Source organism: Streptomyces sp. (genome assembly GCF_050698815.1).
Taxonomy (GTDB): Bacteria; Actinomycetota; Actinomycetes; order Streptomycetales; family Streptomycetaceae; genus Streptomyces.
The window spans coordinates 1-25,673 of record NZ_JBOHCV010000585.1; the positions used below are offsets into that span (position 1 = coordinate 1).

The following is a 25,673-nucleotide window of genomic DNA, read 5'->3' on the forward strand; positions in this document are numbered from 1 at the left end:
TGCTCGGTGCGAACGACCACGAGGGTCTGCCGCGACAGGCGCCGCCGGGGCAGCTCGGACCGCCACGGCATCAGCACCGATGCCGTGGCGTGTACGACGGCGACGTCCGCGGTGACGTAGCGGATCGTCTCCAGGTCGCCGACGAGCGCCGAGCCGGCCAGCACCCCGCGGAAGAGCCGGTCGTGGTTTTCCTCGAGGGCTGGCCGGCCGGTCGCGTGGGTTCCGTCGTAGGAGACGTAGTCGGCGTCAGCGGTGAAGCACGCACCGAAGGCCACGGCGTCGTTGTCGGTCCACCCCTGCATGAACCGCTGGAACAACTGCGTGATCTGCTCGTCGCCGGTAGGCATGATCTCCTCCTGGGGGTATCATTTCGACTGTCGAATCTTACGCTAACAGAAAGCTTCGAATGTCGAAAGATGGATCGACGGACGCGCCCGAGGTAGCCGCAGGGATGCGCATGCTCCAGCAGAGCTTCGACGCCTTCGACGAAGCGGCCGCGGCCCGGCTGGGCCTGAACCGCACCGATCTGCGCTGCCTGGACCTGATCCTGGCCAAGGACCCGATGTCGGCCGGAGCGCTCACCACTGCGGTCAGACTCAGCCCGGCCGCGACGACGACCGCCATCGACCGCCTCGAACGGGCGGGCTACGTGGTCCGCCGCCGGGACACCGCCAACCGGCGACGCGTTCTGGTCTCCGCCACCGAGGCCGCCCGCGCCGCCGAGCGCGAGGTGTACGGACCCGTGGGCGAGGCGGGGGCGCTGGCGCTTCAGCGCTACAGCGAGGAGCAGCTGGCCGTGATCTCCGACTTCCTGTCGACGGCCCGCCGGGTCCAGGAGGAGCAGACGGCACGCCTCAAGGACCTGCCGGCCGACGGGTGAACGGGAGGGCGTCGGCGCCGCACTTCTTCGCGGGACGTACGGGCACAAGAGACGTCACGGTGGAGGGTTGACGCCGTAGAGGATGGCGCCGAGGATCGCGGCGACGGCGATCCAGTGGCCGACGACGGCGGCCCGCTGCTTCATGACGCCTGCCCGGCCTGGTCGTTGCCTGCGCTCTGATGAGAGTCCGGAACGCGTCCCGACATGCGTGGCGGGAACGGCCCCCTCCGACCGTTCCCACCAAGCCTGTCACCGGCTGTGGCCTACCAGCGGTACCACCGGCCCTTGCGGCCACCGCCGCGGCCCGGCCGGATGACGAAGCCCAGCACCCAGACGACCAGCACGATGACGGCGATCCACCACAGGGCCTTGAGCGCGAAGCCGGCACCGAAAAGGATCAGAGCGAGAAGCAGAACGAGTATCAGGGGAAGCATGGTTTTCGACCTCCGGGCACGTTTGTGCCCTGTTCGTTGGGAGCGGAGTTTCGCAGGGCTTCAGTCCCGCGTCATGGCGACGCGGAGTTGGTCGAGACATCTGCGCAGGAGCCGCGAGACGTGCATTTGCGAGATGCCGAGGGAGTCGCCGATCTGTTGCTGTGTGAGTTCCTGTCCGAAGTGCATTTCGATGATGCGACGGTCGCGCTCGTCCAGTTCCGCCAGCAGCGGCTTGAGTGCGTGGAGGTTCTCGACCTTCTCGATCGCGGGGTCGCAGCTGCCGAGGCAGCCCAGCAGCGTGTTGCCGCCCTTGACGCCGTCCTCGTCGGTCGGCATGTCCAGGGAGTGCGTGGAGTAGGCGTTGGCGGCGACCTGCGCCTCGATGACCTCGTCCTCGGACAGCCGCATGTCCTCGGCGAGTTCGCCGGTGTTGGGCGGTCGGCCCAGCCGGGCCTCCAGTCCTTCGGTGGCTCGAGCGAGGGCCATGCGCTGTTCCTGGAGCCGGCGCGGGACGTGGACAGCCCACGTGGTGTCGCGGAAGAAGCGCTTGATCTCGCCGGAGATGTAGGGGATCGCGAAGGTGGTGAACTCGACTTCGCGGCTCAGGTCGAACCGGTCGATGGCCTTGATGAGCCCGATAGTGCCGACCTGTCGTATGTCCTCGTGCTCGCCCTCCCGCTGGCGGTACCGCCTGGCGACGAAGTTCACCAGGGGCAGGCTCAGCTCGATCAGCGTGTTGCGCGCGTAGTGGTACGGGGCGGTGCCCTCCTCCAGCCCCCGGAGGCGCTGGAGGAAGACGTGCGTGAGTTCGCGCGCGTCCCGCGGGGCGACGGCGAACGGGTCGTTGATCAGCGGCAGCCCCGCGCTGGCTGTCGCCTCGGCATCCGGGTCCGCCAAGCTGGACACCGGCAAGCTGGCGCCACTCATGAAACCTCCGAACCTCACCGGTCTCGGGTCGACAGCAGCATCGCTTCTGTCGAACGTTTGTCAGGATGCAATAGTTACCCGAAGGCACTGGTGATACGCAACCCACCACCCGGCGGCGGCCCGGCCACCGAGTCATTGAGCAGGCGTTTTCTCAGCTCAGAGGTGCGCACGTCCACCGTGCACGGCCTCGACGCACAGTGCGACACTCTCCCGGCACGTACGCTGACATAGAACACGCTTGCGAAGTCGCTACCCCGCGGCCGGGAAACCGGCTCGCGCCTAGTCAGAAGCAGGGAGACGTGGACAGATTCGCCGCGGTCGAGCGGGCCCTGCGGACCGCCGACCCCCACAGATTGCTCGATGTCGTCACGGAGGCGATGCGGGAACACCTCGGTGCGGCTGATGTCGAGCTGCGCATGGCCGACTACGGGGTCCGGAGCCTGCAGAGGGTGGAGGCTGTGCCGCTCGCCACCGAGCCGGTGCCCATTCACGACAGTCCGCAGGGCCGGGCCTACGGGGCCCCCGACCCGGTTGTCGTATCCGATCAGGCGGCGCGAACGGTGAACGTGCACCTGCCGGTGAGCGTGCGGGGCGATCGCGTTGGCGTGCTGTCCGTCACTTTTCCGGAGAACGTGGCCACCGCGCCCCTGCTGCCGGAACTGGAGCACCTCTGTGAGGCCCTCGGCCACGAGATCATGGTCGCCGAACGAGACACCGATCTTTTTCTCCTGGCCCGCCGGGCCACCAGACTCACCCTCGCCGCCGAAATGCAGTGGCAGCTGCTGCCCGGCCGCTCCTGCCTACGGCCCGAGTTCGCCCTCGGCGCCCACCTGGAACCGGCGTACGCGATTTTCGGCGACAACTTCGACTGGTCCTCCTCCGCCGACCACCTCACCCTCGCCGTCACCAACGGCATGGGCGAGGGCATCGAAGCCGCCCTGCTGACCAACCTCGCCGTCAACGCGATGCGCAACGCCCGTCGCGCCGGCCTCAGCCTCGCCGACCAGGCTTACCTCGCCGACCAGGCCGTCTACGCCCAGAACCGCGGATCGGCATACGTGGCGATGCTGCTGCTGCGCTTCGAGCTGGCCACCGGACAGGTGGAAGTCGTCGAAGCGGGGTCGCCCCGCGCATGGCTGATGCGGGAGGGCAAGGTCGAGACGCTCGACTTCGACGCCCAACTACCCCTCGGCATGTTCGAGGACACCGTCTACGTCCCCGAGCACTTCCGCGTCAGCCCCGGCGACCGCCTGCTCTTCGCCAGCGACGGCGTCTACGACACCACGTCACAAGCGGGAAAGCACTACGGGGAGCACGCCCTCGCGCGCTCCCTCACCGCCAACAGGCTGCTGCCGGCGGCCCAGGTGCCCCGCGCCGTCCTCCGTGAACTCGCCGACCACCGAGGAGCGAGCCCACTCGACGACGACGCTTTGGTCGTCTGCGTCGACTGGTACGGGCAGGGTCAGGCTGATCGTTCCGCGTCCTGCTGAACGCGCAGTCGCCGCCCGGGAACCGCGGCCTCCGTGACTTCCTGAAACCCCTTCAGCCCCTCGAGCAGTGCCGCGCGTGCCTTGGGTGGCATCGCCGTGATGGTCGCGGTCAGGGCCTCTTCGCGCCGGAGGCGCAGGTGGCCCAGGTAGTCCTTTCCCTGCCGGGTCAGGTGCAGCTCCAGCTCGCGCCGGCTGACCGGGCTGGGCGCACGCTCGAGAAATCCCAGCGCCTGGAGCCGGTCGCACAGACGGCTGACCGAGGACGGCGCGGCACCCAGCAGTTCCCCCAGCTTCCGGAGGTTCATCCCCTCGTCCCGGTCGAGGAAATACAGCACCCGCAACTGCGAGGAGGAGACCGGCGAGGAGGAGACGGCGTCCCGGCCCTGCTCCCACAGCACTTCGAGCAACTCGATGATGTCGCAGGCCGCTTGGGCCGTACCGCGCGACCCGCGTCCCGGCGGCTGTGCGGTAGACGGCGGGTTCTCACCCATCACAGGACACTCCGAACCAGCGCGACCGGGCCATGGTCGGGGCTCCGGTCTCGCGCTTCATTCCGCGGTTTCAACGGGCAAACGCCGAGCCAATCTTGTCGAACAGCAATTGTACTCCGATCCACCACCTGCCCGGCCATGCCGGCCGGTACACCAAGCGACCGCTGGTCGGCGGGATGCTCGGGTGTTGCCCGGAGCCGGACTTGAACCCGACCCAGGCAAGTCTCTGACGTGCGAAAACTCCGCGACCTGCGGAAACCCGTCGCGCTTCGGCCCGGTCCAGCCAACACCTACGTCGAGTCATATGAGCGGGTCTGGGCGTCCGCCCGTGTCAGCCAAGCCGAGGAGTCGCGGTGAGTGAACCGACGCGCAGGATCGACTACTGGCAGGACCCCACGTCCCGAAGCCGACAAGCCGACGGGTGGGGTGCAAAAAGGCGAGACGGTTGGTCAGGCCGGGGTACGGGAGTGCAGGGAAGCGACCGGTCTTGACGTCGAAGTCGTTGGCCTGGTCGGGGTGTTCTTTACCCCTCATCACGTGATCGTCTACCTGCACGGTGACCGTATCGATGAGGTTCGCCAGCCGATCAACACCTACCTACCCGTGCCGGATAGCAGGCCCGCGCCCGATGCCCGCCGGTTCGGGGGCGGCCTGCTGTGGTGGGATGCCTCCCATGGCCTCTCGTGTGCTGTACCTGCTGGGGTCCGCTGCCCCGCCCGTGCTCGACTTCGCCGACGTCGTGAGCCGGGTGCAGGCTGACGGATGGTCCGTCTGTGTCGGGCTGACTCCGACAGCGGCCGACTGGCTGGGGGACCAACTCCCCGCGCTGGAACAGCAGACTGGGCACCCGGTGCGCAGCACCCCGCGGACACCCGGCGACAACGAGGTGTGGCCGGACGCGGATGCGGCGATCGTGGCGCCCGCATCGTTGAACACGGTCAACGTCGCCGCGCTAGGGCTGACACCGAACTTCCTCGCGGGCTACGTCGCCGAGGCGATCGGGAAGCAGTGGCCGTTGGTGGTAATGCCGTGCGTCAACAGCGCGTACGCCACACACCCGCAGTTCGGCCGGAGCATCGAGACGCTGCGGAGCGCGGGGGTGCGGGTGCTCTTCGGGGAGGGTGGCTTCCAGCCCGACCCGCCGGGCCAGGGTGACCGGAAAGCGTACCCGTGGGCACTGGCGCTCGATGCGGCCCGGTCACTGGCGGAGTAGCCCAGGCAGGGGACGCGGCGTCCTACGGCCGCACACGGGCGGTATGGCCAAGCCATTCAACGAGAGGTTGGGCGAACGCCGTAAGCTGCGCCGATGCCTGCCGTCCCGTCGGCTCCCCGGCGCACCACCGTCGAAGCCCTCCTGACGGATCTCAATTCCTCGCCCATCGAAATCGACACTTGGGAGCGCCTGGAACCCTGGGCTGTCGCGCGTGCGACACTCCGCGGCGCGATCGCTCCCCGGACGGTCATCGTCAAATGGGTGCGGACCCACCCGGTCGAGACCCGCACCGAGCCCTGGCGACTACGCACTGAGCTGGCGGCGCTGCGGTTCCTCTCCGACGACCTCAACCTCGCCCTCACCCCCCGCGTCATCGCAGCCGACCTGTCCGCCGGGCTCGTCGTCATGGAGGACCTCGCGCTGCGGACCGCCCTGGACCACCTGCTCCGCCGCGACGGTGCTGCGGCTCACGCCGACCGGCTGGCCGTCTTCGCCCGTGCCCACGGCGAGCTGAGCGCCGCCACCGCCGGCCATGTCGACGCCTACTACGCGCGACGGACCGCCCTCGGGCCGATCGATCCGGCGGCCGGCCTTGTGGGCCGGTTCGCCCGGCTCCGGGACGAGGCATGCGGACACGCCGCAGCTCTCGGCGCCCCCTTCACCGGACAAGCTGAGACCGAACTTGGCGCTGCACTTGCCGAGTTGAGTGACCCAGGCCCGTTCCTGGCGCTCAGCAACGGCGATGCGGAGACCAACAACCTCCTCCTCAACGAGTCCGGCCTCCCCGACGCCCGCCTCATCGACTTCGAGTTCGCCGGCTACACCCACGCCCTTACCGACGCTGTCTGCCTGCATGTCCCCGGCCCGGCATGGATGTCCGTGGGGGACCCCATCTCCACCGGCCTTGCCGACCACTACCGCCGCGCCCTGGCCTGTGGCGTGCCCGAGGCCGAAGACGACCGGCGGTACGGATTCGGCCTGGCGGCAGCCTGCGTCTCCTGGGCGATCGTCCGTCTGCAACGGTTCGCCTTGCTCGACACACGCTCGCCTGGCGACGACAGCCGACCCCAGCTCGTCGAGACGCTGGAGGCCGCAGCCCGCACCGCCGAAACCCATCGTGCCTTGCCCCACCTCACCAACTGGGCCCGCCGCACAGCCGTCCTGCTGCGCCGACGCTGGCCGGACGCGGACCTGGATTTCACCGGCCAGGCCGCTTCCCCGCCCTACACGGCGCGCGGCTGACCTATGCAGCGAGCGTCTTCCAGAGAGTCGCGTGGCGGGTGGACCTCAACTCTTGACGGCCTCTGCGATCCGCAGGGTGCCGGTCCAGTCCGAACCGGCCCGCTGCGCCCGGCAACGGTGTTCCCACGGGAACACCCCGGGAACACCAAGACGCGAGGAGGCCCGGCTATCCGCCACAGGGGGAGGGACGGACAGCCGGGCCGGGGAAGCTCCCACCGCCTCGGGGGCGACGGCCGGAGCCGGCCTCACGTGGCGGGGCGGATCACCGCCTCCGGTCCACCGGGCCACACCTGTTCGCCCTCCTGTCCGACCGTCAGCCCGAAAGCGTCCGCGGCCGGCTCGCCGAGGTCGACGTACTCGGCGTGCGCCGCCTCCACCTCCGCCCACAGGCCGCGCGGCCCGTACTCCCGCACCGTCCCGTCCGGGTCGGCAATGGCGCCGGAGCCGTCCCGGTCCCGCAGCCACACCCGCACGCCGTCGTCGGTGGCGGCGTGCACCATCTTCACGTCCGGCATCCGCGCCCCGCCGTACAGGGCGAAGCTCAGGGAGAGGAGTTGGCGCGGATCGAGGGGGTTGGCCCGCTCGCGTGCCGAATCCTGCTCCACCGGAGCCCGTGGGCCCGCGCGGTGCGACCGCATCGGCATGTACGAGGCGCCGCCACGGAAAGAGCCGCCTGCGGTGCCGTCGTCCTGCACGATGAGCCGCACCACCGCGCCCGACCAGAACTCCCGCGCCATCGGGGCCACGATCACCCCGCCCGGCGTTACCTGGTCGACCAGGTCGAGCGGCACGTGCCGCAGCGCGCACGTGGCGATCAGCCGGTCGTACGGGGCGGCCTCGGGCCAGCCCTTCTCTCCGTCGCCGCACACCAGCGTCGGCGTGTAGCCGGCTGCCGCGAGGTGCGACCGCGCCTGCTCCGCCAACTGCGGGTCAAGCTCGATGCTGAACACCTTGTCGCCGCCGAGGCGTTGGCACAGCAGCGCCGCCACGTAGCCTGTAGCCGTACCGATCTCCAACACCCGGTCGCCGTCGCGCACGTCGAGCAGATCGAGCATCTGCGCGACCATCGACGGCATGCTGTTCGACGAGGTGGCGATGCCGGGCCCGCCATCGTGCCCGTCGTCGATCTGGGTGACTACCGGCTCGTCGCTGTGGACGAGCGCCCACCAGTCGGCCTCCGAGGTGAGCGGTTCGCAGCGCTGGGGCCCCTGCCGCCAGATCTTCGGCGGGATGAATGCCTCGCGCGGCACCTGCTCCCACACCGTGCGCCACTCCGGGGGCAGGAGGCCGCGCCCGCCCAGCAGGCGGACGAGCGCGGCGTGCCCCGGATGGTCCTGGGCTGTGCTGCTCATATCAGGCGCCGGCCACCTTGCCGCCGCTGCCGTCGGGGGACGGCGGTTCGGGGTCGGGGGTCCACGGCTTGTCGGACGGCGCGCCGCCATGCTTGCCGCCCTCGGCGGCAGTCACACAGGTGGTCATGCGTTTCCCTTCCTCTCGTGATGCCTTCTCGGTACCTGCCCCGGCAGGGCCGCCGCGTGTCATCGGCCCCGCCGGAACAGGGGACTTGGGGGTCACTTGCGGGTGGTGACAGTGCGGCGCTGCTTACAGCGGCGGACCCTCCGCCGAGGTCTTCCATCCGTCCCCAGCGGTGGGTGAACGGAGGGCGTCGGTGCCGCACTTCTTCGCGGGGCGCGATCTCATGTGGACGCGGCCACCATGTGGCTGCAACGGCACGAGAGACGTCACGGCGGAGGGTGGGCGCCGTAAAGGATGGCGCCGAGGATCGCGGCGATGGCGATCCCGTGGCCGACGACGGCGGCCCGCTGCTTCATGACGCCTGCCCGGGCTGGTCGGCACGGGCCTCCATCTCGGCGACCGCCGTCGTCAACATCTCAGGAGCGTCCGGGCGCTGAGCAAGCCGGCGGGCACAGGGCAGGCACGCGTACGCGCTGCCCCCTGGCCCGGAACCCTGCTCGATGACGACCGCCGGGGCGACATCATCGGCCTGCCCCTTGTGCCAGGCGCAGTAACCGCCCCGCCTCCCCTCGGCGTTCACCGTCGCACCGCCCCTCGCGGACCGAGCGCGTCGGCGATGACCGCCGTCAACGCGGCGTGCAGCAGCTCCGGATCGGTCAGCAGACGGTCCCCGACGGCGAGGCGAGCCCAGTGCGGGCCCGTCGAGACGACGCGATCACGCGGCGGCACGGTCAACCAGCTCCCGGCTCCGAGAATCTGCACGTGCGCAACGGCCGGGAACATCCAACCCTTGGCCGCACCCGTACGGATGAGCCAGTACAGACGATGCGCGTACGGATCCCGGATGACCGCACCACAGTCCTCCCCGAGCCGGGCCAGGACGCGATCCCCCAGATACGCGGGCACCCGCACGGCGTCCCACCACACACCAGCCTGGGTCAGCTCGGAGTTGAGCCCAGCCGGCGGGAACGATCGCTCGGGGACTGCCACCTGCTCGCGGGGGACAGTGCGATTCGACATGCAGACGCTCCTCGGAAGCGTTGATCCCGCCCCTGCGGCCATACAGTTCCGTCACCCCAGGGGTCCTTGTCACGCAATGGTCGTCACCAGTTACAGACAGCACATCGACACCGTCAGACATCTACAGACATCTTTCTATTCCTGAGCGTCGGTAGCTGTCATCCTGGCGAGATGGTGAACGAACGCCTCCGCCGAGCCATGCACCGCGCCGGGCTCGACATCAACTCACTCGCCGCAGCGGCCGAGGTCTCCACGAAGTCCGTCGAGCGATGGATGAGCGGCGGCGCTCTCCCGTACCCGCGCACCCGGTACCGGGTCGCAGCGATCCTCCGGGAGGACGAGTCGTACCTCTGGCCCGACAACACCAACACCGCCTCGCTCGCCGGCGCGGAACTCGTCAGCACCTACCCGCGCCGCGGTGACGTTCCCCGCCGCCTGTGGACCGAGCTGCTGCGCGCCGCTGAACGGGACATCGATGTGCTCGCCTACGCGGGGCTCTTCCTCACCGAGGAACACACGGACTGGCTGCCCACCCTTGCCGCGAAGGCCGAGCAGGGCGCCCGCGTACGGCTACTCATCGGCGATCCGGAAGGATCGCAACTCGCCGCGCGTGACAGGGAGTACCGCATCGGCGGGGGTGTGGCAGGCAGAGTCGCAGCCGTGCTCTCCCATTACCGCGAGCGCATGCCGGGCTCGGTGGAGATGCGACTGCATGACACCCCGTTGTACAACAGCATCTATCGCTTCGACGACGAGATGATCGTCAACGTGCACGCGTACGGGGTGCTCGCCGCGTACACCCCGGTCATGCACCTGCGGCGCATAGACGGCCGGTTCTTCAACACCTATGTCGAGTCTTATGAGCGGGTCTGGGCGTCTGCCCATGTCACCCAAGCCGAGGAGTCCGGGTGAGTGAACCGACGCGCAGGATCGACTACTGGCAGGACCCGAACGCCCCGAAGCCGACAAGCCGCAAGACCTCCGCATCCATCTTCGTGCGTGACGGTGAGGGGCGGTTGCTACTGCTCCGCCGCGTCGACAACGACCTCTGGACCATCCCGACGGGTGGGGTGAAAAAGGGCGAGACGGTCGGTCAAGCCGGTGTACGGGAATGCAGGGAAGAGACCGGTCTTGACGTCGAAGTCGTCGGCCTGGTTGGGGTGTTCTCCACCCCGCATCACGTGATCGCCTACCTGCACGGTGACCGCGTCGATGAGGTTCGCCAGCCGATCAACATCTGCCTACGGGCACGGTTGGTGGGCGGCGAGATCCGGCCGCAGCCTTCCGAGGCCGCAGAGGTCCGGTGGGTGGCCCCGGCCGACATCGGCGAATACGAGATCCATCCTGCCCTCATGGAACGCATCGTCCACGGGCTGACATCAGCCGATCCGTACATCGCCTGATCTCGGCCGCCCCGATACCTGCCGGTTCCGGGGCGGTCTGCTGTGGTGGGATGCCTCCCATGGCCTCTCGTGTGCTGTACCTGCTGGGGTCCGCTGCCCCGCCCGTGCTCGACTTCGCCGACGTCGTGAGCCGGGTGCAGGCTGACGGATAGTCCGTCTGTGTCGGGCTGACTCCGACAGCGGCCGACTGGCTGGAGGACCAACTCCCCGCATTGGAGCAGCAGACTGGGCACCCGGTGCGCACTGCCCCACGGACACCCGGCGACAACGAGGTATGGCCGGACGCGGATGCGGCGCCCGCATCATTGAACACGGTCACTGGCGGAGTAGCCCGGGCAGGCGCGCGGCGTCCTACGGCCACCCGCCGGCGGTATGGCTGCGCAGGGACGGGATGCGGCTCACCGACTGGGCCACGCGGCGGCGTGGGAGGTGCCCGGAGCCGGACTTGAACCGCTACCGGCACCCATTCTGACCTGCAACGATGCCTCGACCTGCAGGAATGGCACCCGTCCTGAAACGCCCTAACCCGCTCCTACCCGAACGGGCCCGGGGGTGTGCGCCCGTGGGCGCATCGTGGGCGCGGCGAGCGCCCATACAGAAGAGAGGCCCAGCGCACTGGGAACCAGCAACACCTTCGGACGGGGCCCCCGTCCGAAGGTGCGTCACGAACTGCACGGGACGGCTACGCCGCCCACTATGCTGCCGGCGGATTGGGCAGCACCTGCGAGATCTGGTTGTCATCCTGCAGTCAGGTCCGCATGCCGTCCCCGAGCAGGTCTGGCGGGACGTCAGACCTGTTGCGCTCCGGGACGTCCGTTCCTCACCACCCAGGAGTTCTGGGTCGTCGCCGGGTCGGCGGTGTCCGCGGCCGAGGTGACGATGCGGAAGTCGGAACGCCAGGTCTCCGGCGTGACGGTGCACCGGGTGTACCCGCGCTTGGAACCGTCGGCGAACTTCACGTGCGGGTTGTGCGACACGGCTGCCGCCACCGCGCCCGCCCAGCCGCAGCCGGAGCTGATCGAGGTGCTGACGAACTCCGTCGCCAGGGTCTTGGACGCCGCGTCGCCGAAGTCGCTCTTGAGGTCGTTGACCCATGCGGAGTGCCAGTCGCCGGAGAGCACGACGGGATTGCTGACATCGTTCCGGGAGACGAAGTCCAGATACCGGGCGCGCGAAGCCGCGTAGCCGTCCCACTGGTCGTGGTTGACCGCAACACCCGGCCCGGTGTCGTAGTCGAACTGGGTCATGATCGTCTGCTGCGCGAGGATGTTCCACCGCGCCGTCGACTTCTCCAGGCCGTTGAACAGCCAGCGCTCCTGGTTGTCGCCGGTCAATGTGCGGGAGGAGTCGACTGCCCGGGGGTCCAGCGGGGCGGAGGGGAAGCCCTCCTGCAGCTGGTCGTCACGGTACTGGCGGGTGTCGAGCACGTCGAACTGCGCCAGCCTGCCGAACTGAAGCCGGCGGTAGAGCCGCATGTCCGGGCCCTCGGGACGCGCATCCCGCCGCAGCGGCATGTTCTCCCAGTACGCCTGGAAGGCCGCGGCGCGCAATTCCACGAACCTTTCCGGGGAGTTGGAGGCCTCGCCGTCGGGCTGGGATATCTTGTCCGCCCAGTTGTTCTCGATCTCGTGATCGTCGAAAGTCACCACGAACGGAAAGGCCGCGTGCGCGGCCTGCAAATCGGGCGAAGTCTTGTACTCGGAGTGCAGCCGGCGGAAGTCCGCGAGCTTCTCGGTGTTGCGCTCCTCGTAGATGTAGTCACCGACGTGCACCACGAGGTCGAGGTCCTCGGCGGCCAAGTTCCGGTAGGCCGCGTAGCGGCCGCCCACCCATGCCTGGCAGGAGGCCAGGGCGAAGCTCAGGGACTGTGGGGAAGCGGTACGGGCGGGCGCGGTCTTCGTGCGGCCGACCGGGCTGATCTCCGACCCGGCCCGGAACCGGTAGAAATACTCACGCGCCGGGGACAGGCCGGTGACCTCGGCATGGACCGAGTGCCCCAGCTCGGAGAGGGTGACCTCGCTGCCGCGGCGCACCACGCGAGTGAACGATTCGTCCTCGGCCACCTCCCATTCGACCCGCACGTTCCCGCTGGGCATGCCACCACGACCCTCGGGGTCGAGCGGCTCGGGGGCGAGTCGCGTCCACAGCACGACTCCATCCGGAGCCGGCTCGCCCGAAGCCACCCCCAGTGCGAATGGGTAGGACGGGAAGGCGGTGCTCGCCCAGGCCCGGTTCTCGGTGTAGCCGTTGACGGCCAGCGCGAAGGCGGCCGCTCCGGCTCCGGAAAGGCTCAGGAAATTACGTCGATTCATGTGACTTGCTCTATCTGTCATTGCTGCTCCTTCAGCCCAGTGCGATGCGAGGCACGGTGAGTTAAGCGCTGAAGCATGAAGGCGTGGCCAAGCACACATGAACTGTTGCGCTGCATGAGTCAGCCCGTGCTCCACGGAACGGTGGGGCTCGGTGATTCATCGTTCCGCCACGGGTGTGCATGAAGTGACGGCCATGTGGGCAGAGTTGGCGAAATTCGTCGGTGAGGTGTTCGCGTCGGCACCACGGCAGCCCCGTGCGCCGGGCCTTCGGCAGAGGCGAACCGTCGTCGCCCGCCGTCGTGAAACCGATCACCCCACGTCACCTGTGGTCTGCCTGGTGAACATGGACCGGCCCACTACTCACCTCAAGGTCATGACACCCCTGAGAGTTCCATGTCGACGAGAGAGATCCCATGCCGTATCGCGTCACCTCGCGTGTACTCATCGCACTCGCCTCCGCAGCCTGCACCTTCGCTCTGGCCACTCCGCCGGCGCTCGCGAGCAGCTCGTCAGCGAGCGGCGACTTCGGTCCGGACGAGTTCGACCTGCAGGCGCACCGAGGAGGCCTGGGACTCGTCGTCGAAAGCACCCCGGCCGCCTTCCGCAACGCACTCGAGCTGGGGGTCAGCACGCTCGAACTCGACGTGCAGATCACCGAGGACCACCAGGCCGTCGTCACGCACGACCGGAAGGTTTCTGGGGCCAAGTGCCGGGACACCGGCCCCGCCGTGGCCGACGATCCGGAATACCCGTACGTGGGCAAGTACATCGTCAACCTCACCCTGGCGCAGGTGCGCACCCTCGACTGCGGCACGCAGACACTGCCGCAGTTCCCGGGACAGCGTTCGAGCCCGGGTGCGCGGATCCCGCTGCTCACCGAGGTGTTCGACATCGTCAAGCGCCACGATGCCCGCAAGGTGTGGATGAATGTGGAGACGAAGGTCGAGGCCGGCGCCCCGCACGAGACGGCGCCTCGTGAGGAATTCGTCCAGATCGTGTCCCGTCAGGTGCTCGAGTCCGGGCTGGCGGATCAGGTCTCCGTCCAGAGCTTCGACTGGGGCGCCCTGATGCGCATGCGCGAGGTGGCACCCGAGCTGCCGATCGTCGCCCTGACCAACGGCCAGCAGTTCCTGCAGGCGGGTCAGCCGGGAGCCTCTCCGTGGCTCGGCGGCATTGACATCGACGACTTCGACGGTGACCTCGTCGCCGCGACCCACTCCTTCGGTGCGAACGCGATCTCGCCGGTGCACGGCAGCCCGCAGAACGGCAAGATCACCGACCCCGACTACACCCCCTACACCACCAAGACGATGGTCCGCGACGCGCACAAGGCCGGCATGAAGGTCATCCCGTGGACGGTGGACGACGCGCCCACGATGAACAAGCTCATCGACGACGGCGTTGACGGGATCATCACCGACTACCCGGACCGGCTGCGCGACGTGATGGAGCAGCGCGGCATTGAACTGCCCAAGGCGTATCCGGCACCGGCCGCCAACTGACCTCGCCACGCGGAACGGCGTGGGCATGGTGGCCGATCATTCGGCGGGGAGCAGACTGCGGAGCAGCCGACCTGAAGCACGTTGAGCGCCCGGAACGGGCCGGGCCCGTCGGCGAGCCTGTGCGTCAGCCACACCGCGGCGAGCGGCGCCGCACGTGTGGGGTGGGTGGTGAAGGACCAGCGGGCGGGGTCGGCCTGGTCCTGCGCAGCTGCGAGCGAGAGGCGTCGGCCGATCTCGTCGCCGGGACGCCGCATCACCTGTAACCGAAGGTCAGCGGCCTCACGTTGGTGGTGCCCGGAGCCGGACTTGAACCGGCACGGCCCGCTCGGGGCCAACGAGGTTTAAGCTCGTCGTGTCTACATTCCACCATCCGGGCACCGGCTCCAGGACCCCGTCGTACGCGCCTCGGCGCGCGTGACGCTCCCCCTGGGTGCAGGTAGAGCCTATCCAGCGCCGGGCTCCCAACTAGGGGAGCTCGGCGTGAGGTTGTCTTATTTTACGGGCAACTGACGGCGCGTCAGCAATCGTCCCCCACTTCGGAGCCCCGCACGCCCGTGCCCCTGGCACACGGAATGACGGAAAGTCGCTGTACGGACCACTCGGATTCGGCCTCAAGTCCCCCCACCCCCGCCGTCGATGGCGGCGCCCCGGGCCGCGGGTGCGCCTCGAACCGGTCTCCTACCCAAGGAGGACGACCGCCCCCGGAGATACCCCGCAAGGCGGGGCCGGAAACGGGAGTGGGGGGTGATCCGAAGGCAGGTCGCGGCGGGGAGGATGGGGTGGTCCCGAAGTTCTGCACCCGGCCCGACAGGAGCACCGACCAGTGACCACCACCTACTCCGGCGCACCCGAAGCTGCCTCCGCCTCCGCCGGCGTGGCCGCGGCGCGCGCCACGGACCTCTCGAAGGTCTACGGACAGGGCGAGACCAAGGTGGTCGCCCTGGACCAGGTTTCCGTGGAGTTCCGCAAGGCCGAATTCACCGCGATCATGGGGCCGTCGGGCTCGGGCAAGTCGACGCTGATGCACTGCATGGCGGGCCTGGACTCGGTCTCCAGCGGCAGCGCCCGCATCGGCGACACCGAGCTGACCAACCTCAAGGACAAGAAGCTGACGCGGCTGCGCCGGGACCGGATCGGGTTCATCTTCCAGGCGTACAACCTGCTGCCCACGCTCAACGGCCTGGAGAACATCACCCTTCCGCTGGACATCGCGGGCCGCAAGCCCGACAAGGAGTGGCTCAACCGCGTCATCGAGACCGTCGGCCTGGGCGGGCGGCTCAAGCACCGGCCCAGCCAGCTCTCCGGTGGTCAGCAGCAGCGCGTGGCCGTCGCCCGGGCGCTCGCCGGCCGGCCGGAGATCATCTTCGGTGACGAGCCGACCGGCAACCTCGACTCCCGCGCCGGCGCGGAGGTGCTGGGCTTCCTGCGCAATTCCGTACGGGAGCTGGGCCAGACCATCGTCATGGTCACCCACGACCCGGTGGCCGCCGCCTACGCCGACCGCGTCGTCTTCCTCGCCGACGGCCGCATCGTCGACGGCATGACCGGTCCGACAGCCGAGTCGGTGCTCGACCGCATGAAGAAGCTCGACGCCTTGGGCCGTAAGAACTGAGCGCGTAAGCGGCCGACACCCCGCTGACCAGCCCTGACCAGCCCTGCGGGCACCCGCAGCACCCCTCACTCCCCAGGACTCACCGATGTTCCGTACCGCCTTGCGCAACGTCTTCGCGCACAAGGCCCGGCTGCTGATGACCGTGCTCGCCGTCCTGCTCGGCGTGGCCTTCGTCTCCGGCACCCTGGTCTTCACCTCGACCATCTCCGAGGCGTTCCAGAAGAGCTCCGAAAAGGGCTACAGCAACGTCGACCTCGCCATCCGTCCGGGTGACTCCGCCGCGACGGACAAGACCGATCCGGGTGCCGCGCCCAAGCTGACGCAGACCACACTGAACAAGGCGCGAGAGCTGCCGGGCGCCGCGAGCGTGACCGCGTCCGTGACCGGGTTCGCGGCGCTCGCGGACAAGGACGGCAAACTCGTCGGCGAGGGCTGGCAGTCCAGCGGTGCCAACTACGACGCCGGCGCGGACGGCGAGGGCAAGGACGCCCGTTACCCGATGAGCAGCGGCCGGGCGCCGCAGCACGGCGGCGAGATCGCCCTCGACACCAAGACCGCGAAGCGGGCCGGCTACAAGGTCGGCGACACCGCCCGGATGTCGGTCGACGGCCCGGTGCGCGAGGAGCGCGTCGTGGGCATCTACACCACCGACGACGGCAACGTCGCCGCGGGCGGCACCCTCGTCCTCTTCGACACCTCCACCGCGCAGAAGCTCTTCGCCGGGCGGCCGGGACAGTACGACCAGGTCACCCTGAAGGCCGCCGCGGGCACCTCGCAGGACCAGCTGAAGGCCGAGGCGGAGCGGATCCTTCCGGCCGGGGCCGAGGCGGTCACCGGCAAGAAGCTCGCCGCCGACCAGTCGGAGCAGATCGAGAAGAGCATGAGCGGCATGCAGACCGCCATGCTGGTCTTCGCCGGGATCTCGCTCTTCGTCGGCATCTTCATCATCGCCAACACCTTCACCATGCTCGTCGCCCAGCGCACCAAGGAACTGGCGCTGCTGCGGGCGGTGGGCGCCAGTCGCCGCCAGGTGACGCGCTCGGTGCTCATCGAGGCGTTCGTGGTGGGTACGGTCGCCGCCGTGGCCGGGCTGGCGGCGGGCGTCGGCATCGGGGCGGCGCTGCGTTCACTCATGGGCGAGATCGGGGCGACCGTGCCCAGCGGGCCGCTGGTCGTCTCCGGTACGGCCGTGGCCACCTCCCTCGTCACCGGCATCGTGGTGACCGTGCTCGCCGCCTGGCTGCCCGCCCGGCGGGCCGCGAAGATCCCGCCGGTGGCGGCGATGAGCAGCGTGCACGCGGCGGCGACGACGCGTTCGCTGGTCATCCGGAATTCGATCGGCACCCTCATCGCGGGCTCGGGCGCCGCGCTCGTGCTGTACGCGGCGAGGCTGGACGACCTCGACAAGGGCAAGATGCCGATGGGGCTGGGCGCCGGGCTGCTGCTCATCGGGATCTTCGTGCTGACGCCGCTGCTGTCGAGGCCGCTGATCGCCGCCGCCGCACCGTTGCTGCGGATCTTCGGCGTCTCGGGGAAGCTGGCGCGGCAGAACTCCGTACGCAATCCGCGCCGTACCGCCGCCACCGCGTCGGCACTGATGATCGGCCTCACCCTCATCACCGGCATGACGGTGATCGCCGGAAGCGTGCAGGAGGCCGTCGACAAGATGGCCACCGAGTCGGTCAAGGCGGACTACACCGTCAGCATGGCCAACCGGACTCCGCTCTCACCGCAGGTGGAGCGGAAGCTGGCCCAGGACGACCAGGTCAAGTCCATGAGCCCGCTGCGCAATTCGCCCGCCCGGTTGGGCGGCAGCACCGAGTACCTGACCGGCGTCAAGGGCGACGCCATCGGCGACCTCACCGATCTCAACTTCACCTCCGGCGGCTGGGACGGACTGTCCGGCAACCAGGTGGTCGTGGACAAGACCACCGCGAAGGCGAAGAAGTGGAAGACCGGCTCGTCCTTCCCGGTGACCTACGAGGACGGCAAGCGGGCCAAGTTGACCATCTCGGGTGTCTACGAGGGCAACGAGCTGATCAAGGGAATCATGGTGGACACCGCGACCCTCGATCCGCACATGCAGCGGATCGGGGACATGCAGGTGATGGTGAAGACGAAGGACGGCCCGAGCGAGTCGGTCAAGTCCTCGCTGGAGAAGGCCATGGGCAACAACCCGGCCGTCCTCGTCCAGGACAAGAAGGACCTCTCCGATTCCATCGCCAAGGTCTTCACGCTGATGCTCAACATGCTCTACGGGCTGCTGGCGATGGCCGTGATCGTGGCGGTGCTGGGTGTCGTGAACACCCTCGCCATGTCCGTCTTCGAACGCTCGCAGGAGATCGGCATGCTGCGCGCCATCGGCCTGGACCGGCGCGGCGTCAAGCGGATGGTGCGGCTGGAGTCGCTCGTCATCTCGATGTTCGGCGGCGTGCTGGGCATCGGACTCGGCGTCTTCTTCGGCTGGGCGGCGGGCAAGCTGATCGCACCGTCGCTGTCGACGTACGCGCTGGTGCTGCCGTGGGACCGGCTGGGTATCTTCCTGGCGCTGGCGGCCGTCGTGGGCGTGCTGGCCGCGCTGTGGCCGGCCCGGCGGGCGGCCAAGCTGAACATGCTGGCGGCGATCAAGACGGAGTGACTCCCGCAGTGTGTACGGACGCGACCGTGGCCCGGTCCCCCAACTCGGGGGGCGGGGCCGCGGCCGTATCCGCCATATCTGCCGTATCCCCGAATGTTCAGCTCGGCGGGTCGCCGAAGTCGGGGATGGCGAGGCGCTCACCGTCGCGCCGCGCCGAGTCGTGTGCGACGACACCGGGCAGGGTGTAGCGGGCGGCGGTCCACGCGTTCACGGGCGGCAGCGTGTCCTTGTTGACGGCGGTGACGAAGTCGTCGACGAGGAAGTGATGGCTGCCCTCATGTCCGTTGGGCGCGTGTGCGAACTCGCGGGGCAACCGGGAGCGGTCGTGCACGGGGGCCGTACCCGAGACGAACGCGTCCCGCAGCTCCGGTGCGACGTGGGCGAGGGAGGGGTCGTCCGCGGAGAGGGTGGGCACGGCCTGCACATGCTCGGAGACGTCCAGCACGCCCTTCTTGTCCTGCCAGAGGCTGACCGTCGCCAGCTGCTCGAAGCTGCCCTCCGTGCCGAAGAAGCGGAACCGGGATTCGCGGATGTGCGAGGGGTAGCCGACCCTGCGGAACTCGTTCGTACGGAACGACCCGCCCCCCGCGACCTCGAACAGGGCGGTCGCGTTGGAGAAATCGTTGCCGAACTGACTGACCTCCCGGTCGAACACCCCGTCTCCCCGCTCGTCGGTGACGCCGACAGCGCTGACGCTCGTGGCGTACGTCTGCCAGGCGCCCAGCACGCCGCCGATGGAGTGGGTGGGGTACAGCAGTGGCGGATAGCTGGCGGTGGCCTTCCAGTTCTCCCCGCCGCTGTACTGGTACGCCTCGTAGAAGCCGAGGTCCATGTCGTGCACATAGTCGCCCTCGGCGTAGAAGAGGCGCCCGAAGCCGTGGTCGGCGATCCGCTCACGCGCGTACACGGTGGCCGGGTTGTACTGGCTGGTCTCGCCCATCATGTACGTCAGGCCGGTCTCCTCCACGGCCTCGATGATGGCGGCTATCTCCTCCTGGGAGACCGCCATCGGCACCGCGGAGTAGACGTGCTTGCCCGCGCGCAGCGCCCGCACCGCGAGCGGGCCGTGGGTCCAGCGCTGAGTGAACAGAGCGACGGCGTCCACGTCCGTGGCGAGCAGCTCCTCGAACGAGGGCACGGTGCCCGCCAGGCCCAGGTCGGCGACGAGCTGCTCTGCGCGCTGCGGGAGAAGGTCCGTGGCGTGGATATCGGCGACGCCGGGGTGAAGGTGGAAGAGCTTGGCGAACTGTCCGGCGAACTGTCCGGCGCCGACGATTCCGATGGAGAAGGGCACGAGCGAAAGCCTTTCCTGTGCGTGCCGTCGTTGGGTCAATTGTCCTGCTGGCTCAATTGTTTTGTTGAAAGAGGAAGTTGATCTGCCTGTTGGTTTCCGTGAGTGAGCTCGGCGGGGAATCTCCGGCGTAGAGGTCCTGCATGGCGGGGGTCATCATGCCGTTGATGTCGGCCGCATGATCGGTCACCGGGAACGAGAAGGTGGTCCCTTCCTCCAGGTGACGGGTGAAGGCCGAGACGTCCAGCCCGTTCTTGCGGTGGGCGGCGGTGGCCTTCTCGGTCCCTTCACGGGTGGCCGGGAAGACGATGGCGTTCTTGCCCACCACGTTCTGGCACTCGTCCGAGGCGAGGAACGCGACCCACTTGGCAGCGCCCGCCTTGTTCTTCGCGTTCTTGGGGATGGAGTCCGCGAGGCCGCCCATCATCGAGGCGCGTTTGCCCGTCGGGCCCTTCGGCGTCGGGGCGATGCCCAGGTCGACTCCCTTGAGCCCTGCGAACGTACTGAGCATCCAGGAGCCGTGCATGGCGAGGGCCGCCTTGCCCGAACCGAGCTGTGTCTCAGGGTGGTTGGTGTCGGAGTAGTCCTTGAGCGGGGCCAGGTAGCCCTTCTCGGCGAGGCCGAAATACCAGTCGATGGTGTTCCGGAAACGCTTCTGGCCGTAGTTGTAGTGCTCGCCCCACGGGTTCTTGTCCGTGTACCGCCACCCGGCCGAGCCGGCGAAGGAGCTCCACTGTGTCTGACCGTGGTTGTCTCCCCCGGCGTCGTTGGTGGCCAGGCCGTACCGGACGACCTTGTCCTTGTCGAAGCCGGGCTCGTCGCCGCGCTTGCCGTTCGCGTCGACCGTCAGACGGGCGACGGTCTTCTCGAAACTGCCGCCGTCGCGCGGATTCCAGGCCAGATCGCGCAGTTCGGCGTCGCTGACGCCCGCCGCCCTGGTGATCTTCTTGTTGTAGAAGACACCGACGGTGTCCCAGTCCTTCGGGGCCCCGTATCGATGGCCGTCCCGGCCCATCCAGGGCTTGGCGAGGCCCGGTTGGAAACGGGACGCCTTGATGCCGCGGGTCGGGCCGAGCTCGTCCAGCGGGCTGAGCACACCGAGCTTTTCGAACTGCGGGTACTTGGCTACGTGGTTGGTGAAGACGTCCGGCTGGGTGCCGGCGATGAAGCTCGACGTGAGCTTCGTCCAGTAGTAGTCCCATCCGATCTGGGTGATGTTCACCCGCAGACCGGGGTTCTCCTTGTGGAACGCCTTCGCACACGCCTCGTATGCCGGCTGCTGGGACGCGTCCCACATCCAGTACGAGATCGTGCGCTTGTCCGCGCCGGCGGCGTCCTGCGGTGCGCAGCCGACGGCGGGAAGCGCCAGGGCCAGCGTCGCGAAGGAGACCGCGCAGGCCGTGGTCGACATGCGGCGCCGTGCGCCGCGTGATGCGGTACCCATCCCACTCTCCTTCACTTGATGCCGCTGAAGCCGATGGAGTTGACGATGCGCTTCGCCAGAAGGGCGAACAGCAGCACCATGGGCAGAGCCGCGACCAAGGTGGCCGCCATCAGCCCTGCCCAGTCGGTGCCGGTCTGCGGTGTCTGGGCCCGGAAGATGCTCAGCGCGACGGTGAGCACCCGCGAACTGCCGCTGTAGGAGACCATCAGCGGCCAGAAGTACTCGTTCCAGGCGGTGATGTAGGTGAGGATGCCCAGCGTCGCGATGGGCGCGGTGGACATCGGCAGTATCAGCCGGAAGAAGACACGGATCCGCCCCGCTCCGTCGATCAGCGCGGCCTCCTCCACCTCACTGGAGATGTTGAGGAAGAACTGGCGCAGGAAGAACACGGCGAACGGCATCGTCATGAACACCATCGGCATCGTGATGCCGAACAGGCTGTCCACCAGGCCGGCTTCCTTTATCAGCACGAAGTTCGGCAGCAGCGTGAAGACGGCGGGGATCATCAGACCGCCCAGCACGAACCCGAAGACCGCGTCCCGTCCGCGCCAGCGCAGCCGCGCGAAGGCGTACGCGGCCATCGCGGCGAAGAACACCTGGCAGAAGGTGACGAGCGTGGAGACCAGCACGGAGTTGGCCAGGTAGCGCCAGAAGTCGAGCGAGCCTCCAGAACCTCCCTCCGCGAGTGCTTCCTCGGTGCTCTGCAGGCCGAAGACCCGCAGGAACCCGCCGAGGGTGAAGTCCACGGGTAGCGGTGAAGCCGGAGCCGTGGCGAGAGCGGTGTTCGTGGAGAAGGCCGTCCTCAGCATCCAGTAGAACGGGAACAGCGTGACCAGAGTGATCAAGGCGATGGCCGCCCAGGCGAGCACACGCCCCAACGAGAGGGGCCGGCGCGTGCCTCTCCCGCCTGCCGGCTCCCCGCGGGGCTCCGCCTCGCCTGCGGTCCCGGTGTACGTCGTCGTTACCGTCACTGCTTCCTCCCTTCTCAGCCGAGGTCCGACCGACCGGCCCGCATGAGCCGGTACTGGACGACGGTGATGGCGGCCAGTACGAGCATCAGCGCGACCGAGATCGCGGAGGCGTAACCGAACTGCATGCGGTCGAACGCCAGGTCATAGATGTACAGCTGCAGCACGTTGGTGGCGTTGGCGGGCTGTCCGTCGGTGGTGACCGAGACGGTGTCGAACACCTGGAACGAGCCGATGACAGTGATGATCAGAACCAGCGACATCACCGGCCGCAGCAGCGGCAGCGTGATGGAGCGGAACATCCGCCACTCGCTCGCGCCGTCGACCCGGCCCGCTTCGTAGACGGTCGGGGATATGGACTGGAGCCCCGCGAAGATCAGCAGAGCCGTATAGCCCACGTGCCTCCACACGTTGACGAGAGCGATCGTCGGTATCGCCCAGGTGGCATCGCCGAAGAAGGCGATCCGGTCGAGGCCGAGCCACTCGATGATCTCGTTGCCCACGCCGAGCTGCGTGTCGAGGATCCACAGCCACACGATTCCGGCGACGACGTTCGAGACGAGATACGGCGCCAGGACGACCCCCCGGAGGAGGGTCGAGCTGGTGAGCCGGTGCATCAGCACGGCGATCAGCAGCGCTGAGACCGTCTGCACCCCGATGTTGATCACGACGTACTGGATGGTCACGCCCAGCGAGTCCCAGAAGACCGGGTCGTTGACGAGTCGACGGTAGTTGTCGAGCCCGACCCACTTCTCCGCGGAGAGCAGATCGAAGCTGGTGAAGCTGAGATAGACGCCGCGCAGCGTCGGCCAGACGAGGAAGGTCAGATACCCCAGCATCGCCGGGGCGATGAAGACGAGCGCGATGCGCCTGTCGCCGGAGGTATGGCGTGACGGCGTGGGTGCTGACTTGATGATTGCCACGGGCGCTCCCCTCTCTAGGATCGGTCCCGGCGGGATTTACTTCAACGCAGAAGTTATGGAGCTGTCAAGGCCCTGTTTCACGTCGATTTCCGAGCGGATGGCACCGCGCATAGTTCTGTCCGGAAGTTATAATGGGCTTATGCTGGGCCGCACGCGCCCATGTATCGCCAGGGAGGCCCTTGTTGAGCAGTTCAGTCCCGAGTTGGCCACCGCTGACCCCCGCCGAGCGGGCGGTGGCCATCGAGGTCCTGACCAAGGGCCCCAGCTCCCGCAGCGAGATCGCCCGGCGGCTGGGCATGTCCGGCGGCAGCCTCACCCGCCTGGCGAAGCCGCTGATCGACTCCGGATTGCTGCTGGAAGTGATCGCGCCGCCGGCCACGGGGGCGGGCCAGGGTCGTCCCGGCCAGCCCCTGGACATCGTCACGGACCCCTGGCACTTCGTCGGGCTGAAGATCACCGGGGATGCCGTCTACGGGGTGGTGACCACCCTGAAGAGCACCGTCGTGCGACGCGAGACCAGGCCGCTGGAGACGCACGAGCCCGAAGCCGTCGCCGACGTCGCTCACTCGATCGTGCGCTCCGTCGCCACCGAATTCCCGCAGCTGGCGGGGGTCGGCGTCGGTATCGGAGGTGAGGTACGGGACCGTGCCGTGATTGTCGACTCCCCGTATCTGCACTGGCGGGAGGTGACGTTCGCGGAGCTGCTCGAGCAGCGCACGGATCTGCCGGTGGTGTTGGAGAACGACGTCGCCGCTCTGGTCGAGTCGGAGACATGGTTCGGCGCGGGCCGCGGTCTGGACCGGTTCGCGGTCCTCACGATCGGCGCGGGCATCGGGTACGGACTGGTCATCGGCGGCAAACAGGTCCGCGCACCGGACTGGAGCGAGGCGGGAAAGCACTGGATCCTCGACCCGAACGGGCCGTTGACCCCGGAGGGCCGGCGCGGCAGCGCGGCGTCCCTGCTGACCATCCCCAGCATCGAGTACCAGGTGCGGGCGGCGACCGGCAGCGCTGTCGGCTTCGAGGAGATTCTCGAACTCGCCCGCCGGCAGGACCCCGCCGCATCCCGTGTCATCGACGAAGCGGCCCGCGCGCTGGGCGTGCTCCTCGCCCAGATCGCGCACTTCACCCTCCCCGAGAAGATCGTTCTCGCCGGCGAGGGCGTGGGGCTGGTGGACGTGGCCGGCCGGACCATCACCGACACCATCGCCTCCCACCGGCACCCCCAGGCAGGGCCCGTGCCGCTGGAGACGAAGATCTCCGACTTCCACGACTGGGCCCGCGGCGCCGCCGTCCTCGCCATCCAGGTACTGGTGCTCGGCGGGACCGACGGCGGCTAGGGCGCCCCAGGACCCGGGGCTCGTACCCCTTCGGTGTGCCGCGGTGGAGCGCACCGAAGGGGTACGGGGCCGGCCGTCGTCCTCAGCGCGGCCGCGTCAGGGCGCGCGCCACTCGCGGGGGCGCAGGGGCAGGCCCGAGTCACCGGCGCGGGGCGTACGGACGGCGAGCACCTGGTTGACGCCGAGCCGGTTGCGCTCGAAGGACAGCGCCGAGGCGGCCATGTAGAGCCGCCACACCCGCGCGCGGCCCGGCGAGGCGAGGCGGCCGGCCTGCCGGAAACCGGACTCCAGGTTGGCGACCCAGGCGCGCAGCGTCAGGGCGTAGTGCTCGCGCAGCGACTCCACGTCCCGCACCTCGAAGCCCGCGTCCTCCAGCACCCCGACCGTCTGCCCGACCGGCGCCAGTTCGCCGTCCGGGAAGACGTAGGCGTCGATGAAGCCGTCGACCTCGTAGGTGGATTCGTCGCGCAGGGGGCGGCGCGCGATCTGGTGGTTGAGCAGCCGGCCGCCGGGCTTGAGCAGCGCGTACAGGCCGTCGGCGTACGCGCGGTAGCGGGCCTTGCCGACGTGCTCGGCCATGCCGATGGAGGCGATGGCGTCGTAGGGCCCGTCGAGCACCTCGCGGTAGTCCTCTACACGGATCTCCACACGGTCGGTCAGCCCCTCCTCCGCGACCCGCTTGCGTGCGTGGACCGCCTGTTCGTGGGAGAGCGTCACGCCGACGGCCCGGACCCCGTACGCGCGTGCCGCGTGCAGCACCAGCGAACCCCAGCCGCAGCCGACGTCCAGCAGCCGCTGCCCGGGGCGCAGCGAGAGCTTGCGGCAGACGAGGTCGAGCTTGGCGGCCTGCGCCTCTTCCAACGTAGCCTTCTCGCCGGGGAGTTCGTCGGGCCAGTAGGCGCAGGAGTAGACCATGCTCGGGCCGAGCACCAGCTCGTAGAAGTCGTTGCCGACATCGTAGTGATGGCTGATCGCCGTCCGGTCACGACCGCGGCTGTGCCGGACGCCCAGGCGCCGGCGCCGCTCCTCGCGGGGCGGCGACGGGGGTGGCAACAGGCCGCCTAGGG

The 25,673-nt window shown here is 68.8% G+C and carries 25 protein-coding genes and 1 tRNA gene; 11 read left to right on the forward strand and 15 right to left on the reverse strand.

Features of this window, described 5'->3' with window-relative positions:
* The coding region (locus tag ACRDP3_RS21130) for an SgcJ/EcaC family oxidoreductase (protein ID WP_431518550.1) at positions 1-347 on the reverse strand (347 nt) is incomplete at its 3' end.
* A 110-nt stretch (positions 348-457) separates the two neighbouring features.
* Here ACRDP3_RS21130 and ACRDP3_RS21135 point away from each other — a divergent pair.
* Entirely contained in the window at positions 458-880 is a 423-nt protein-coding gene (locus tag ACRDP3_RS21135; protein WP_431518551.1) for a MarR family transcriptional regulator, read from the forward strand.
* Positions 881-1,143: 263 nt separating this feature from the next.
* Here the strand turns inward: ACRDP3_RS21135 and ACRDP3_RS21140 are convergent, their stop codons facing one another.
* Complete coding sequence (locus ACRDP3_RS21140) at positions 1,144-1,314, reverse strand: hydrophobic protein (protein ID WP_431518552.1); 171 nt, start codon at positions 1,312-1,314, stop codon at positions 1,144-1,146.
* Positions 1,315-1,374: 60 nt separating this feature from the next.
* The gene (locus ACRDP3_RS21145; RefSeq protein WP_431518553.1) at positions 1,375-2,241 is read right to left on the reverse strand and encodes a SigB/SigF/SigG family RNA polymerase sigma factor; all 867 of its coding nucleotides are present in this window, start codon (positions 2,239-2,241) and stop codon (positions 1,375-1,377) included.
* Positions 2,242-2,540: 299 nt separating this feature from the next.
* On the opposite strand from ACRDP3_RS21145, the gene ACRDP3_RS21150 reads away from it, so the two are divergent.
* Positions 2,541-3,731 (forward strand): PP2C family protein-serine/threonine phosphatase, encoded by a 1,191-nt coding sequence (locus ACRDP3_RS21150; RefSeq protein WP_431518554.1) that lies wholly within the window; start codon positions 2,541-2,543, stop codon positions 3,729-3,731.
* On the opposite strand, the gene ACRDP3_RS21155 is transcribed toward ACRDP3_RS21150, so the two are convergent.
* On the reverse strand, positions 3,704-4,222 hold the full coding sequence (locus ACRDP3_RS21155) for a MarR family winged helix-turn-helix transcriptional regulator (RefSeq protein WP_431518555.1): 519 nt from the start codon (positions 4,220-4,222) through the stop codon (positions 3,704-3,706). The genes ACRDP3_RS21150 and ACRDP3_RS21155 overlap by 28 nt on opposite strands.
* 426 nt (positions 4,223-4,648) lie before the next feature.
* Here ACRDP3_RS21155 and ACRDP3_RS21160 point away from each other — a divergent pair, with 426 nt between their 5' ends.
* From ACRDP3_RS21160 to ACRDP3_RS21170, 3 genes are all read left to right on the forward strand, one after another.
* The gene (locus ACRDP3_RS21160; protein WP_431518572.1) at positions 4,649-4,981 is read left to right on the forward strand and encodes a hypothetical protein; all 333 of its coding nucleotides are present in this window, start codon (positions 4,649-4,651) and stop codon (positions 4,979-4,981) included.
* Positions 4,896-5,435 carry a flavoprotein gene (locus ACRDP3_RS21165; RefSeq protein ID WP_431518556.1) on the forward strand — a complete coding sequence of 180 codons (540 nt, stop codon included), beginning with the start codon at positions 4,896-4,898 and terminating at the stop codon, positions 5,433-5,435. Before ACRDP3_RS21160 ends, ACRDP3_RS21165 begins: the two co-directional genes overlap by 86 nt.
* A gap of 93 nt (positions 5,436-5,528) precedes the next feature.
* Positions 5,529-6,677: a hypothetical protein gene (locus ACRDP3_RS21170; protein WP_431518557.1), complete on the forward strand. Its 1,149-nt coding sequence runs from the start codon at positions 5,529-5,531 to the stop codon at positions 6,675-6,677.
* A 245-nt stretch (positions 6,678-6,922) separates the two neighbouring features.
* Here ACRDP3_RS21170 and ACRDP3_RS21175 read toward each other — a convergent pair whose 3' ends face one another.
* The 4 genes from ACRDP3_RS21175 to ACRDP3_RS21190 form a co-directional block, all read right to left on the reverse strand.
* Positions 6,923-8,029 (reverse strand): methyltransferase domain-containing protein, encoded by a 1,107-nt coding sequence (locus tag ACRDP3_RS21175; protein ID WP_431518558.1) that lies wholly within the window; start codon positions 8,027-8,029, stop codon positions 6,923-6,925.
* Position 8,030: 1 nt separating this feature from the next.
* On the reverse strand, positions 8,031-8,156 hold the full coding sequence (locus ACRDP3_RS21180; protein ID WP_431518559.1) for a hypothetical protein: 126 nt from the start codon (positions 8,154-8,156) through the stop codon (positions 8,031-8,033).
* 349 nt (positions 8,157-8,505) lie between these two features.
* Entirely contained in the window at positions 8,506-8,733 is a 228-nt protein-coding gene (locus ACRDP3_RS21185) for a hypothetical protein (RefSeq protein WP_431518560.1), read from the reverse strand.
* On the reverse strand, positions 8,730-9,173 hold the full coding sequence (locus ACRDP3_RS21190) for a hypothetical protein (RefSeq protein WP_431518561.1): 444 nt from the start codon (positions 9,171-9,173) through the stop codon (positions 8,730-8,732). The genes ACRDP3_RS21185 and ACRDP3_RS21190 overlap by 4 nt, the downstream gene beginning before the upstream one ends.
* Positions 9,174-9,344: 171 nt before the next feature.
* Between ACRDP3_RS21190 and ACRDP3_RS21195 the strand changes: the two genes are divergently transcribed.
* On the forward strand, positions 9,345-10,085 hold the full coding sequence (locus tag ACRDP3_RS21195) for an XRE family transcriptional regulator (RefSeq protein WP_431518562.1): 741 nt from the start codon (positions 9,345-9,347) through the stop codon (positions 10,083-10,085).
* Positions 10,082-10,576: an NUDIX domain-containing protein gene (locus tag ACRDP3_RS21200; protein ID WP_431518563.1), complete on the forward strand. Its 495-nt coding sequence runs from the start codon at positions 10,082-10,084 to the stop codon at positions 10,574-10,576. The genes ACRDP3_RS21195 and ACRDP3_RS21200 overlap by 4 nt, the downstream gene beginning before the upstream one ends.
* 788 nt (positions 10,577-11,364) lie before the next feature.
* Here ACRDP3_RS21200 and ACRDP3_RS21205 read toward each other — a convergent pair.
* The gene (locus ACRDP3_RS21205) at positions 11,365-12,888 is read right to left on the reverse strand and encodes an alkaline phosphatase D family protein (RefSeq protein WP_431518564.1); all 1,524 of its coding nucleotides are present in this window, start codon (positions 12,886-12,888) and stop codon (positions 11,365-11,367) included.
* Between the two features lie 413 nt (positions 12,889-13,301).
* On the opposite strand from ACRDP3_RS21205, the gene ACRDP3_RS21210 reads away from it, so the two are divergent.
* A complete protein-coding gene (locus tag ACRDP3_RS21210; protein WP_431518565.1) occupies positions 13,302-14,390 on the forward strand; it encodes a glycerophosphodiester phosphodiesterase family protein in 1,089 nt (362 codons plus the stop codon).
* Positions 14,391-14,678: 288 nt separating this feature from the next.
* Here ACRDP3_RS21210 and ACRDP3_RS21215 read toward each other — a convergent pair.
* Positions 14,679-14,766: transfer RNA gene (locus tag ACRDP3_RS21215), tRNA-Leu, on the reverse strand.
* A 447-nt stretch (positions 14,767-15,213) separates the two neighbouring features.
* On the opposite strand from ACRDP3_RS21215, the gene ACRDP3_RS21220 reads away from it, so the two are divergent.
* Entirely contained in the window at positions 15,214-16,002 is a 789-nt protein-coding gene (locus ACRDP3_RS21220; protein WP_431518566.1) for an ABC transporter ATP-binding protein, read from the forward strand.
* An 85-nt stretch (positions 16,003-16,087) separates the two neighbouring features.
* Entirely contained in the window at positions 16,088-18,640 is a 2,553-nt protein-coding gene (locus ACRDP3_RS21225; RefSeq protein ID WP_431518567.1) for an ABC transporter permease, read from the forward strand.
* Between the two features lie 97 nt (positions 18,641-18,737).
* Here the strand turns inward: ACRDP3_RS21225 and ACRDP3_RS21230 are convergent, their stop codons facing one another.
* Genes ACRDP3_RS21230 through ACRDP3_RS21245 form a run of 4 tightly spaced genes read right to left on the reverse strand, consistent with a single transcriptional unit; the run spans position 18,738 to position 23,260 of the window.
* Positions 18,738-19,934: a Gfo/Idh/MocA family protein gene (locus ACRDP3_RS21230; protein WP_431518568.1), complete on the reverse strand. Its 1,197-nt coding sequence runs from the start codon at positions 19,932-19,934 to the stop codon at positions 18,738-18,740.
* A gap of 52 nt (positions 19,935-19,986) precedes the next feature.
* Positions 19,987-21,342 carry an ABC transporter substrate-binding protein gene (locus ACRDP3_RS21235; RefSeq protein ID WP_431518573.1) on the reverse strand — a complete coding sequence of 452 codons (1,356 nt, stop codon included), beginning with the start codon at positions 21,340-21,342 and terminating at the stop codon, positions 19,987-19,989.
* Positions 21,343-21,386: 44 nt separating this feature from the next.
* Positions 21,387-22,346 carry a carbohydrate ABC transporter permease gene (locus ACRDP3_RS21240; RefSeq protein ID WP_431518569.1) on the reverse strand — a complete coding sequence of 320 codons (960 nt, stop codon included), beginning with the start codon at positions 22,344-22,346 and terminating at the stop codon, positions 21,387-21,389.
* 14 nt (positions 22,347-22,360) lie between these two features.
* A complete protein-coding gene (locus ACRDP3_RS21245; protein WP_431518574.1) occupies positions 22,361-23,260 on the reverse strand; it encodes a carbohydrate ABC transporter permease in 900 nt (299 codons plus the stop codon).
* A 188-nt stretch (positions 23,261-23,448) separates the two neighbouring features.
* On the opposite strand from ACRDP3_RS21245, the gene ACRDP3_RS21250 reads away from it, so the two are divergent.
* Positions 23,449-24,606 carry an ROK family transcriptional regulator gene (locus tag ACRDP3_RS21250; protein WP_431518570.1) on the forward strand — a complete coding sequence of 386 codons (1,158 nt, stop codon included), beginning with the start codon at positions 23,449-23,451 and terminating at the stop codon, positions 24,604-24,606.
* 96 nt (positions 24,607-24,702) lie between these two features.
* Here the strand turns inward: ACRDP3_RS21250 and ACRDP3_RS21255 are convergent.
* Positions 24,703-25,673, reverse strand: a 971-nt coding sequence (locus ACRDP3_RS21255; protein ID WP_431518571.1) for a class I SAM-dependent methyltransferase, incomplete at its 5' end; no start/stop codon positions are given.